Genomic DNA, 12,196 nt, shown 5'->3' on the forward strand with positions numbered 1-12,196 from the left:
TATATCGGTCTATGTTTGGACATCTTTTACCGGCTAATTTCGGTCATGGTAGGTTAGCGGAAACAGTAAAATTCCTAGCTGCCGCGAAAATCGGCAGCTATTTCTTTTGTTATGGATATTTCCTCAGCTGTCGATTCCTTCGACAGCTTTTTCTCTGCCCTTATGAGGTGCTAATTTATAACTCCTTTGAATGCTCAACATTTACTTGCAATCCACCCCAACCTACGGTATGAACAACAACAACCTCAATGAGGGCGCTTCCCGCCCATTCGTTGACAATGCCAATTCTAATTGGAGGTAGTTATGAACAGAAAAGACAGAAAAGAATTCGTCAAAGCGTTGAGTAAACACTTAGACGTAAAGCCGAAGTACTTAGGAGCTCCTAGCTTCACTTACGAATTTGATACTCCTAACGGTGTCTACGTGGTCGATCAGGCTGGAAAGTTAACCGATTCCAATGGTAAAGAAGTCGAGGTTAAAGCCCTAATAAGCGGCACTTTAGTCGAGGGGATATCCAATCCCTCAGCCCCTTCCAATCCTGTCGATACAGCCGATTTTGACGCTCCTGCTGACCCTTCCGAGTCGGAAGCCCCGAACGATTCTGTTAATTTGGACGATCCTGTATCTCCAACAGCACCCGACCACCCTATCCCTCAGGAAAGCCCTGAAGATACTGACGCTCCATACGCTCCTTTTCCACCAGACGATGCCGTTCATATCGAGCCTATCGCTTCGGAAGAGTCTGCAGCTTCTACCACTTCTGCTGAACACGCCACACCCGCTGATCCTGAACCGTTGTTAGAGCCGGCAGCTCCATCCGATCAGTCCGTACTGCCTTTCACCGACCTTGAGGTCACGGTTGATATGGACGATCACACTGGAGCCACCCTGCGGAATTTGGCGAATCTGATTTATAGTCGCCAAGCACTCATTGCCAAAGCTCTCGGCTACAGCGGAAACATTATCGAAGAGCCATTCATCGCCGCTATCCATGAGCTGATATTCGACACCAATGAGAAAGTAACGGAAAAGATCGTAGAGGTAGCCTACCTCTGCCCAGGGATCACCTTTGATTTCGACAATAAGAAGCTCACTTTCAAGTTTTTCACTGGTGAGCTGGACGCTGATAAGGTTCAAGCCTACACGCATTTTGTAGCTCTGCTGAACCAGACGGCAAAGACGTTGAAGTACGCATCGTCTAAATCGAAGGATACCGACAATGAAAAGTTCACTTTCCGCTTGTTCCTGATTCGGCTCGGGATGGTCGGAGAAGAGTACAAGTTAGCTCGAAAAATCCTGTTAAGTCGGCTTGAAGGTAACTCCGCTTTCCGAAATGGCGTCAAGCCTGAGAAGGCAGTAGCGGAATCAGTAGAAAGTGTAGGAGTAGCCGAAGACATATCGTAATTCACCGTTATGCAGGGTTCCGAAGTTGTCGCTATCACTTGGCAGCTTCCGGTTTTTCAAAGTTATATAATTTGCTGAGCTAAGGTGTCGAGAAAATCGACACCTTATTTTGTTGTATCGAGGATTAATCGGTATCTGAACCGCCATAGCCAGATTTTATGTTTCTCACCGCAGCAGGGGGAGCTTATTGAGATTTTTCTATTTAAAGAGTAGCGCGGCGAGAAAAGATATTAAGTACAAGGTGAAGTCCAACAACAATCAAAGATTAATTCAAGCGATTCAATAATTAAGGCAACTGAATGACCAACAGTATGTATTCCGTAGCGAAGAACCTCTCCATATTTCTTGGAGAGGTTCTTCGTCTCTATCCTTATTAACTTGGCAACCGACAAAATAAACTCTGTGGTAAAATGTGTTAAGAGTGAGATTGTTAATGCAGGTGATCTTTGATGAAAATGACCACAGAACTCTATAAGTCTAAGGTTTTTGATTTAGTAGGAGACGAGTACACAGTTCTTGGAACTTATATAAACGCTAATGCCAAGATCACCCTTAGACATAACAAGTGTGGTTCGGAAATAACAATGAGACCGTACTTGTTTATCAACGGCACACGATGTAGACGGTGCTTCATTGAAAGTAGGAGAAGGACTCAGGATCAATTTGAAGATGAGGTTCGTAAGCTCGTTGCCGATGAGTATCGAGTCATCGGAGATTATGTTGCAAGCGGCACTAAAATAGAGATGCAACATAACAAATGTGGTCATAACTTCATGGTCACTCCCGCTCACTTTTTGCATGGAACTCGGTGTCCGCAATGCTTTGGAGCACACAAGAAGTCTGATGAACAATTTAAACAACAGGTACATGATCTTGTGGGTCAAGAGTATGTATTTCTTGCGGAGTATAAAGCAGCTCGTTTTAAACTTCCTGTTCGCCATCAGGTATGTGGCAAGGAGTACTTTATTACAGCTAATGACTTCCTTGGTGGTAAGCGATGCCCTCATTGCTATGGTAATCTCAGAAAAACCACCGAAAAGTTTAAACAGTCTCTCAGGGATAAATACGGTGAAGAGTATCTTGTTTTAGGAGAGTACAAGAACAATCGTATCAAGATTGAGCTAAGGCATACTGTCTGCGGGCACGAATATAGTGCTTCACCTGATAATGTCCTTGCGGGGTATGGATGTCCAAGGTGTGCAGGTAATATTCAATGGACAACGGATGACTTCAAGAAGTATGTTGAGGAGCAAGAAGGTTCAAATTACGAAGTGCTCGGAGAGTATGTTAATTCAAAAACCAAGTTAATGATGCGTCATGTGAGTTGCGGCTTTGAGTTCAAGACTACATTAGATGAATTCAGAAATGGTAATAGATGTCCTTATTGTAGGGAGTCAAAAGGGGAGAAGCGCATAACGAACTTCTTAACTCAGCAGCAGCTTCGATTCATCCGACAGTACAGATTCGATGATTGTCGCTACAAGAAACCCTTACCTTTCGATTTTGCTGTGTTTAAGGGGGATTCACTTCTCTGTGTTATCGAGTATCACGGTAGGCAGCATTACGAAATAGTCAAAGCATTTGGTGGAGTAACGGGACATAAGGAAGTGCGCAGGAACGATTCGATTAAGACGGACTATTGTATAGACAGGGGTATACCTTTGATCATAGTCCCTTATTTGGAGCTTTCCAATTTAGAGCGGTTTTTAGAGGAACAACTAGGCGCTCTTACAAACAATAATGTTGAGATGGAGAACTCTACATGACTAATAAGATCATTCCAACAAAAGAAGATCCTATTGTAAATCCGTGGTTACATAAAATAGGTAAGGAACGAGCAGAGCAATGGCTGAAGGATAATGGTGCAATAACGACCGACGAAGATGATGATGATGGGCAAACCCATTTTGTACATGGTGATAATGGCGAATCAATTAAGATTACCGTCCGTTGGCATCATGAAGGTAAAGACAAACCGACTTCTGCACCTAACGTCTCTGCTGTACAAGAGCTTCCATCTAAAGTAAGTCATACCTTACTGGTTCGAACATTCTTCGGTTATGAGGGGTTCGATACTGATTACTGCTACTTTACGTTTATTCCGAGAGCTTTCGCTACGACATCGCAAGATGTAACTTACCGGACCAAGAAGAAAGACTTCATTTATGAGTTAATCCCGCAATCGCAGTTGGAAACGTTTCCTTACAGCAATAACACGTTGCCAGAAGATACGGTAAAAGAAATGGAAGACATGGCTAGTGAGGTAAACTCCCTACCGTTATCCTCCACCGAAAAGGACCAAATGATTAGAGCCCGAATCGGTCAGGGCAAATTCAAACGTGATCTGTTAAAACAAAGTGATAAATGCCGCCTATGCAGCGTTTCAGATCAACGGTTTCTGATTGGAAGCCATATCAAGCCTTGGAGTAAGTGTGAAGAACAGCCGTACGAGCGAATCGATCCCTTTAACGGATTCCTGCTTTGTCCCAATCACGATTCCTTGTTCGATAAGGGGTTAATCTCATTCATCGATTCCGGTGAGGTCATCATTTCGCCTTCAGTCGATACCTTAACGAGAATGTTATTAAACATTCGGGACACTGATGTCATCAGTGTAGACGAGAAGCATCTACCTTACCTGCAATGGCATCGCGTGCACCACAAGGATAAGCTCAGTTAAGCTATTCGAAGCCATTGTTCTTGCCTGTCATTTTTGTTTTTAGAGAAGGGATCATATGTCGATTAAACTTGCAGTTGCCCTTGAGGATAATAAGTATGTAAGGCATATAAAGGATAGACTTAGCAAATCAAGTATATACACTTGCCCTTTTTGCCGAGAAGAGGTAATAGCGAGGAAGGGGTCTGAACGACAACATCATTTTTCACATGCACCAGGCACCAACTGCACTGCAAGTGAAGAAACGATTCTACATTACAATGCTAAGCATTATCTTCTGTATTGCATCAAAAATGCTATTGATATTACTTTTAATGTACCTACAGAGATGATTAAAGACTCGAGAATTACACCAATTTTCGATAGCTTGGGGTTGCGTAAATATCCTTTATCTCTTGCTGCCTTGATAGATTTTTACGGAAAGTCTAATGGATCTTGCGTCGAGAAAGCAATAGGACCATATATTGTTGATGTGCATATGCCAGTTAAGATGCACTCATCCTTTGGGGTCATTTTTGAAATTGTCGTGACTCACGAAATGGAGCAAGAAAAGCTTAATTGGCTTCATCAATACGGTGTCCCGTACCTAGAGCTTTCTCCAGTTGAACGGAGTGATAATTCATTTGACTTTGATATGCTCCGAATTAATATACCTCACTATTTTAATAGAATGGAAAACAATTTCGTAACCAATAGTATCGTTAACTTTTATGACGAAATCTACTCTCAATTAAAGGATTACATCGAAGTTGATCATAAGAAAAAACAAGAGAAAGATCTAAAGATTAAGGCTTGGGATTGGGTAACGGAGAAGATTCTTTATGGAAATCTCCGTTATTGGGTTCCTGAGGAAGCCCAAAAACAAATGAAAAGCTTAACAATTCGTCCCTTTAAGGATCTCGCAATAACGAACACAAAAACAATGCACGGAGCAGCATATAAAAGAGTAAAAGAACATCGAATGGTATTCGCGGTAGATGACTCCGATCATGAAAACTTGGTTCTAAATGATAAGAACGTCCTTGAGGAATTACTACATAAATTAGCTGTTGCCTATCCAACAGAGATGTTGATGGGTAAGGGTATAAATGGGAGAGAAGGTGTTGTTGGCTTTAAGTTTTTAAACCTGATTGACCCTATCACTTACGAAAAAGAATGGCAAGATCATATGAAGGAGTTCTTTCTAACTGTTCGCAATCGCCTAGAAAAGCAAGAAAACAATGAAGATGATGAGTAGGAGGCTCGACACCAACACCGATTTGACTCCCATTGAGAACTTGTATATACATTAATATTTAAGGGGCATTAACAAGTCCAAAAGTGAGGTGACTCCCTCGGCATTCGCATCCCAAAGTCCCTTGCCTTGAAGGTAGCTCTGGAGGCTCTGAAGTTGATCTCGATGTGGAAGATGGTCACCTAGTAATCAAGCCAATCTCGAAAACCTCCTTCCGAGTAACCCTTGGAAGGCTTCTTATATACATCTGAAGCACTGTAGACAGCTCAATATTGAAGTTCCTAACTTTTTCAACTATACTAATATAAGAACGCATGTTCTTTTCTTAGGGGTGTTACCGTTGGGACATAAGCTTGAAGGCAGTGGAATGTGGGAATCGTCACGCATGATCTTGCCTAAGCTTAGGAGACGGATCATCCACGACTATAAAGAGTAAAACCACAGCGAGAAACCGACCTCAGTCGAAGTGGAAATCCAAGTCATTGCGGCGATTGTAGCTCAGTCTTACCGTCAGGAGGTAGAAGCGACCATCGAGGTATTTGATCCGTTCGAGTCTAAGGAAATTCGAGGTATAGTCACGAAGGTCGATCAGCAGCTGAGACGTTTCCGAGTCGGGGAACACGAATGGGTTAATTCAGTGAGGTAATAAAAGCAAGATGAAATAAAGACAAAGTTTACCTTTCAGAGGTTCGCCTTTGAAAGGTATTTTTCAATATCCGCATCACCTATCCCCACATTAAGGTAAAGTACTAAGGCTGTCGGTCGTATGGTATTATTGGAGTTAGATTTTGTCGAAGAAAGGTGCAATGTGTAATGAACAGTTTAGAAGTAGACATACAGCCTACTCAAATAGACATAATTGAATCTAACCAACTTGCTCCCGTTAGTGTCCTTGATGAGATAGTTAAGAAAAAGTCGGGATCTTTCTATACAAAGCCTGAAATTGTAGAATTAATCCTTGATCTGGTAGGCTATACTGCTAATTCGCCATTATTTGAAAAGTCCTTACTTGAACCTTCAACGGGGCATGGAGCATTTCTTATTCCGGCAGTTGAGCGGCTCTTAGAATCTTTAGTTAATCATTTAGGACACAACGTCTTTAATGATGAAGAAAACTTGTATAACTTACTTCATAAGGCAATTCGCTCAATTGAATTGAATAAGGAAAAACATGAGTATTTGATTGAAGCACTTACCGAAGTATTTCTTAAAAAAGGGGCTTCAGCTCGATTTAGTAAACGTCTACTCGACAAGTGGCTTGTGCAGACGGACTTTCTATTCTGGAATCAACCAGTTGAGCAGCCCTTCGACTTTATAGTCGGTAACCCACCGTACATTCGAATCGAAAACATCGAAGAAACGGTTGCTAAAAAATACAGATCAACATATAAGACATTGTTTGATCGAGCAGATATCTATGTTGCCTTCATTGAACACAGCCTAGAGATGCTAAATAAAGATGGACATCTTTGTTTCATTTGCACTGACCGATTCACGAAGAATCGTTATGGTAAGGATATTCGTAAATTAGTCAGTGAGCAATATCATGTCATACACTACCTTGATATCCATAACTCACAGCCATTTATTGATGAAGTCTCCGCTTACCCATGTATATTTACGTTTGGTAATGCACCAAGGGGAGTAGCTCGGACACTTAAAATGGATGAAGTATCTGAAGAGTATCTGCAATTGGCGAGAGATTATCTTATCAAGGGTCAGGATATCGAAAATGATCTTATTGAAACTCACACGATTATGGACTGGTTCCGCGGCAGCGACCCTTGGGTGCTAAACGGAGAGCTTGCCCAAGAGTTACTCAAAAAGGTTGAGGCAAACCATCCACTAATTTCGGAGCCACCACATAACATTACGATTGGTATTGGTGTTGCTACAGGTGCTACGGAAGTTTATGTCATAAAACCTGAGAAAGTTGATATCGAGCCAGAGGTGCTTTTACCGACAGTTATTAAAGATGATATCACCCAGGGGTTCATCTCTTGGAGCGGACATTATGTAATCAATCCCTATAATGATGATGGTTCGCTTGTCGACTTGGAAAAGTTTCCGAAGCTAAAGGCATATTTAATGCGCCACGAAGAACTGCTTCGGTCACGAAGCACAGCAAAGAATAATCCGAACAAATGGTATAAGACCATTGATCGTATTTTTCCAGATCGACTTAAAGAGCCGAAGTTGTTGATTCCAGACATCAAGCTAAAAAATCTGATTGTGTTAGATGAGGGCAATTACTACCCTGAACATAGTTTGTATTATATCACTGCAGGGACTTGGGATATCAAGGCATTACAGTCGTTACTGTTAAGCTCGATAATAAAGTTCTTCATCTGGTCGTATGCCACTAAGATGCGTGGAGATTACTTGAGATACCAAGCTCAATATCTGCGTAAAATTCGGCTTCCTGCTGGTATAACAAAAGAGGATTGCGAAGAGTTAAAGCGAATGTATGAATTGGGAGATTATGATGCAATTGATCGAATTGTGTCACGTCTTTACAATTTGTCTGCTGACGAGCTTCGAACAATTCAAGAACTCGTCCAGTAAGTGAGATGAGGCGGGTTTGTGGATATGTGGATGCCAACAGATGATGAAATAAAGGATATGACTAAGGTTGCCCTAGAAACGTTTTGGGGCTTGCGTCATCTAGGTGATAAAGGAGTAAGAGGCGGCAAGACTATGGATGGTTTTGCCGAAATGCTACAGGGTGTTTTACGTCGTTGTGGTGTAGATGATACAGAGATTATTATGGGCAAGAAAGCGAAGCTGCCAAGCTTCTATAGGTTATCGAAAGATTGGGATATGATCGTTATTCAGAATCGACCAGATGGCTCTCGACGATTGCTTTGCGTGTTAGAGTTCAAGTCGATGAAGGGATCTGTTGGAAAAAACCTTAACAATCGTGTCGAAGAAGCAGTCGGAAGCAGTGCCGATCTTTGGAAGGCTTACGAAAACGATGCTTTTGGCGTGACTCGTCCCTTCCTCGGGTATATTTATGTAATGTCAGAAGATATTGAACTGATCATCGGTAATACAGAGCGAAAAGGCTTATTATTCCCTCCTTTAGAAGCTTTTACGAAGTTTGAGCGTACAGGACGACCTGCAAATTATGAAGAAAGAGCCGAGTTGTTTATGAAGCACATGGCTCAAGAGCACCTATATGACAAATGCGCCTTTATCATTGCTGATCCAGATATTATTGGGGAATATAGGCAGCCGAATCTCGATTTAACTATCGAGTTATTGATAAAAACAATGGTGGGTCATGTTCAAGCTCATCAATAGAACACAATTATCGACACCTCTAGAGGTGTCGTTTTGTTTTGTCTGTCTGTATCAATGATGAATGCTACCTTAAGGTATGCCCTGCTATCCTGTGCTAATCAGTGCTATCTTGTGCTATGGGTTTAAGCTTCTTCAAATCGCCCTGAGCGACTTCTCGCTTAAAACCACTTGCACTATCCTCTCCATTGGATTATCATCCACAACCAACGTAGGAGGGTTATATTATCTAATTCGATGGAGGTGCGCCGATGATTTGCCAAAACTGTAGCAGTAACAATGACGTAACCGATTTCCTTAAAGGAGCCGAACGATGGGTGCTGTGTGCCGATTGTCGCCTTAAAATGTTAGCTCCGCATGTTCAGGTACCCGAGAACCGGTGGAGTAATAACGCATGTCTGGGATATGCGATCTTGGGCGCTCAGCGTCTCTGTTATAGCCAAGCGCAGATAAAGGAATTGGTCAGAGCCATTAACAGTGAGTTCGACCTGACGAGTGTCGAGGAAGCGACAGTAGTTTACGAGCTTTCGCCATATTGAGGGGGTCAACTTATATGAGCAATGAGCATTGTGAGCATTCCAATCAGCGGTATGAGCAGCACTCCTTGACCTGCTCTGATTGTAAGCAGTCGGGTCTGGAGCATCAGTTGAAGGATAGCGACTTCCCTGCATCATTCAATGATGTACACCTGAATGCCGAGACTGGCTTCTCGGTAATCAGAATTAACAACCACGTAGATAAATTAACTTTTTTCCGCAGCTTCGATGGTAATGCGGAATGCCTTGGAGAGTATCACGATCTGCAGGAAGCACTCCTATCCGAGGGGGTATGCATTAATGTTTCCGCATAGTGAACAGGTCAAACAGATTAGAGATGCGAACCCGAAAGAATCAAGAGTCGAGTTGGTTTCGATGTCCGATCCCTATACCAAACTTAAGACAGGTGATCAAGGCACAGTAAACTTTGTTGATGATGCGGGAACGATCTTTGTAAATTGGGATAGCGGCTCGACCCTTGCGGTAGTCTATGGCGCAGACGTCATCAAGCATATCCGCGGCTAATATGTTTTATAAAAGCATTGAGACTTTAAGAACAAGTCCGACATTTTTATTAAACCAGATATTAGGTCAGGTTATTTTTATAAAACCCATAGCAAAAATCAAAATAGCACCTATTCTGTGAAGCATGACTGCTTATCGGTCTGCCGAACAGGATGGATGCTTTTTTCTTCTTATTAAGGGAGTACGGTTTAGTGTCTTATGTTTAGAGCCGAATTGTCCGTTTCATATGGGGATATTTTTCAGAACTTCTCGAGTTGAGTTCAATTTAAGGATATTTAGACGGAGATTATTTATGCAGGCATGGGGTTAAACCTAAATTTTAACTGGGTGGGTAACTGTTATGTCTGCTGTTATCGAAAAGCTAAAAAGTGAAAAAAGTGCAAAGAAGAAAGTTAAGGCGAGTAGTAAAGTTGGAAATGCCCTCGAGCATAGAATGTCAACGGGTGATGCTACCATGATCGTCGAGAAGAAAAAGCCATTTATACTTAACTTTGTCGTAGCAGAAGACCGCAGTGATGCTATCATAACTAAACTTGCCAGGAGAGAAATACAAACAGTACTTGCAAAACATGGTGCAGTGAGTGATAATTTGGACGAGGTTTTGTCCAAATCTATTACAGGGGTAATGTGTTATGGAGAGAAAGGATAAAGGGTATGTTCGGGTATCTACGATGCACGACTCACAGAAAGATAGCCCTGAGCACCAAATGGAATACATCAAAAAGACCGCTTCCGGCGAAGGTATCATATTAACGGATGATGATTTTTACGAAGATAGAGACACGGCAACTTCTATAGTTGAACGTGACGATGTGCAGCGCATGATCGACGATGCGAAGAGGGGCAAAATCAGTTCAATCTGGTTTGCCTCTCTTTCCCGTTTCAGTCGTGATGTAATTGATGCCATTACTTTAAAGCGCACTCTCGTTAATGCGCTAAAAATTCGAGTTGTATCGATTGAGGATGGATATGACTCTGAGAAAAAAGATGATGAGTTGCTGTTTGGGATTAAGGCTGTTATTAATCAGAACACAAGTGGTGACATCGGTAGGTCATCGCGGCGAGGTATCGAACAATCCGCTGAGAAGGGAAACTATATTGGGTCTATACCTCCTTTTGGTTACAAGAAAGTCACTATCGATGACCCAAGAATGAAAAGCGGTAAGCGCAAAACACTTGAAGTGATTCCCGATAAAGCTGAGATTGTTCAAAAAATATTCGACCTTTACGTAAATCACGGTATGGGTGAAAAATCTGTTGTGAACTATCTCAATGGTGAGGCGATACCTTCATACAAAGGAGGTGTATGGGGGTTAACGAGCGTCCAGCGTATCTTACAGAACGAGGTATATACGGGGTATAACATATACGGTAGGCACACTAACGAGGTTCATTATAATGACCTTAGTAATATGTTGGACAGAAGAAGGAAACTTGTCCAAAAGCATAAATCCGAGTGGAAAAAAACTAAGTATCAGACTCATAAAGCGATCATCTCCCAGGAGTTGTTTGACGCGGCTCAGGAAATGAGATTAAAGCGCGGCGGTGGAGAACGTGGTGGTAGGCGCGAATTTGTTAATGCGTTTGCCAAGATGATTTTTTGTGCCGAATGTGGAGCAGCTATGGTGACGATGAAAAGCAAATCTCGAAATGGGACTGACGAATATCGATATTTGCTGTGCTCGAAACGGCGCAGGTCAGGCGATGCTGGATGCAAAAATGGTAAGTGGATTCCGTATTATTTAATGCGTGATGAGCTTGTTGGAGAGATTCTTAGAAGACTTAAGGCTAGGTTGACATTAATTGATTCGAACGATATCAATACATCTTTACCAATCAGCGGGGATAATGATAAAGAAAAGAAAAAGTTAGAGAAACAAATAGCTAATAACCGTAAATTGCTTTTTGAAATTCGTCGTCAGAACATGCAGGGTGAACTGAAGCAAGCGCAATACGAATTTGAACGCGAGGAGTACGAGAAGGAGATCGAAGCAGCCGAAAAAAGATTGTCCGTGATTTCGGCTAACGAACGCCGAGTTATTGATACTGAGCGTATTAAGAAGGAAGTTCGTGCGGCTATAAAAAAGCTTTCTGATATGTCATCTTACGATGATACTGAGAAGTTACGCCCATTGTTGATGGATTGTGTGCAGCGTATAGACGTTCATGCGGACGGTCAAATCGATATAAAATCCTATATCTAAGCCATTTTTTTGTTGTGTGTTTGAAAACCTATTACAAATGTGATGCAAAAGCTGAATGTCAAAGGTCGTTCGCAAGCGGTTGTCGAGCTGATCAAGCTCGGGGAACTGAAGATTTAGAGAGCCTACGCACGTTTATTGCCGCTATTCGATGTAGCACGAGCCTTCTTCGATGTAGCGCCAGCCTTCTTCGTTGTAGCCCAGCAGATGGGAGACGGGGGAAGGCTTTTTTGATTTGTATACCTCGGCTTGCGGGTCGGTTGATAAGTATTGACAGACAAGCCCGGGATAAACATAATAGGGTCTGCACTTATTCAAC

The 12,196-nt window shown here is 42.2% G+C and carries 10 protein-coding genes and 1 pseudogene; all 11 read left to right on the forward strand.

The window, feature by feature from the left end; genetic code table 11:
* Nucleotides 1–303: 303 nt before the first annotated feature.
* Complete coding sequence (locus ACFPQ4_RS17455) at nt 304–1,404, forward strand: hypothetical protein (protein WP_378113163.1); 1,101 nt, start codon at nt 304–306, stop codon at nt 1,402–1,404.
* A gap of 449 nt (nt 1,405–1,853) precedes the next feature.
* On the forward strand, nt 1,854–3,170 hold the full coding sequence (locus ACFPQ4_RS17460; protein WP_378113165.1) for a PDDEXK family nuclease: 1,317 nt from the start codon (nt 1,854–1,856) through the stop codon (nt 3,168–3,170).
* Nucleotides 3,167–4,084 carry an HNH endonuclease gene (locus ACFPQ4_RS17465; RefSeq protein ID WP_378113166.1) on the forward strand — a complete coding sequence of 306 codons (918 nt, stop codon included), beginning with the start codon at nt 3,167–3,169 and terminating at the stop codon, nt 4,082–4,084. The genes ACFPQ4_RS17460 and ACFPQ4_RS17465 overlap by 4 nt, the downstream gene beginning before the upstream one ends.
* A gap of 55 nt (nt 4,085–4,139) precedes the next feature.
* Nucleotides 4,140–5,318: a competence protein CoiA family protein gene (locus ACFPQ4_RS17470; RefSeq protein ID WP_378113167.1), complete on the forward strand. Its 1,179-nt coding sequence runs from the start codon at nt 4,140–4,142 to the stop codon at nt 5,316–5,318.
* Between the two features lie 810 nt (nt 5,319–6,128).
* Nucleotides 6,129–7,880: an Eco57I restriction-modification methylase domain-containing protein gene (locus tag ACFPQ4_RS17475; RefSeq protein WP_378113168.1), complete on the forward strand. Its 1,752-nt coding sequence runs from the start codon at nt 6,129–6,131 to the stop codon at nt 7,878–7,880.
* Between the two features lie 24 nt (nt 7,881–7,904).
* A complete protein-coding gene (locus tag ACFPQ4_RS17480; protein ID WP_378113260.1) occupies nt 7,905–8,618 on the forward strand; it encodes a PaeR7I family type II restriction endonuclease in 714 nt (237 codons plus the stop codon).
* 550 nt (nt 8,619–9,168) lie between these two features.
* Complete coding sequence (locus ACFPQ4_RS17485) at nt 9,169–9,465, forward strand: hypothetical protein (protein ID WP_378113169.1); 297 nt, start codon at nt 9,169–9,171, stop codon at nt 9,463–9,465.
* A complete protein-coding gene (locus ACFPQ4_RS17490) occupies nt 9,452–9,676 on the forward strand; it encodes a DUF4314 domain-containing protein (protein WP_378113170.1) in 225 nt (74 codons plus the stop codon). The genes ACFPQ4_RS17485 and ACFPQ4_RS17490 overlap by 14 nt, the downstream gene beginning before the upstream one ends.
* A gap of 340 nt (nt 9,677–10,016) precedes the next feature.
* On the forward strand, nt 10,017–10,325 hold the full coding sequence (locus ACFPQ4_RS17495) for a hypothetical protein (RefSeq protein WP_378113171.1): 309 nt from the start codon (nt 10,017–10,019) through the stop codon (nt 10,323–10,325).
* Nucleotides 10,309–11,880, forward strand: a complete 1,572-nt coding sequence (locus ACFPQ4_RS17500; protein WP_378113172.1) for a recombinase family protein — start codon at nt 10,309–10,311, stop codon at nt 11,878–11,880. The genes ACFPQ4_RS17495 and ACFPQ4_RS17500 overlap by 17 nt, the downstream gene beginning before the upstream one ends.
* A gap of 30 nt (nt 11,881–11,910) precedes the next feature.
* A pseudogene (locus ACFPQ4_RS17505) lies at nt 11,911–11,997 on the forward strand (helix-turn-helix domain-containing protein); the annotation flags it as partial.
* Between the last annotated feature and the right edge of the window lie 199 nt (nt 11,998–12,196).

This window comes from Cohnella yongneupensis (assembly GCF_042655785.1).
GTDB classification, from domain to species: domain Bacteria; phylum Bacillota; class Bacilli; order Paenibacillales; family Paenibacillaceae; genus Cohnella; species Cohnella yongneupensis.

Excerpts from the sequence above, each read along its gene's own strand:
- ACFPQ4_RS17475 (WP_378113168.1), top strand. The coding sequence starts at position 6,129 with ATGAACAGTTTAGAAGTAGACATACAGCCTACTCAAATAGACATAATT.
- ACFPQ4_RS17460 (WP_378113165.1), top strand. The coding sequence starts at position 1,854 with ATGAAAATGACCACAGAACTCTATAAGTCTAAGGTTTTTGATTTAGTA.
- ACFPQ4_RS17480 (WP_378113260.1), top strand. The coding sequence starts at position 7,905 with ATGTGGATGCCAACAGATGATGAAATAAAGGATATGACTAAGGTTGCC.
- ACFPQ4_RS17455 (WP_378113163.1), top strand. The coding sequence starts at position 304 with ATGAACAGAAAAGACAGAAAAGAATTCGTCAAAGCGTTGAGTAAACAC.
- ACFPQ4_RS17485 (WP_378113169.1), top strand. The coding sequence starts at position 9,169 with ATGAGCAATGAGCATTGTGAGCATTCCAATCAGCGGTATGAGCAGCAC.
- ACFPQ4_RS17495 (WP_378113171.1), top strand. The coding sequence starts at position 10,017 with ATGTCTGCTGTTATCGAAAAGCTAAAAAGTGAAAAAAGTGCAAAGAAG.
- ACFPQ4_RS17470 (WP_378113167.1), top strand. The coding sequence starts at position 4,140 with ATGTCGATTAAACTTGCAGTTGCCCTTGAGGATAATAAGTATGTAAGG.
- ACFPQ4_RS17490 (WP_378113170.1), top strand. The coding sequence starts at position 9,452 with ATGTTTCCGCATAGTGAACAGGTCAAACAGATTAGAGATGCGAACCCG.
- ACFPQ4_RS17465 (WP_378113166.1), top strand. The coding sequence starts at position 3,167 with ATGACTAATAAGATCATTCCAACAAAAGAAGATCCTATTGTAAATCCG.
- ACFPQ4_RS17500 (WP_378113172.1), top strand. The coding sequence starts at position 10,309 with ATGGAGAGAAAGGATAAAGGGTATGTTCGGGTATCTACGATGCACGAC.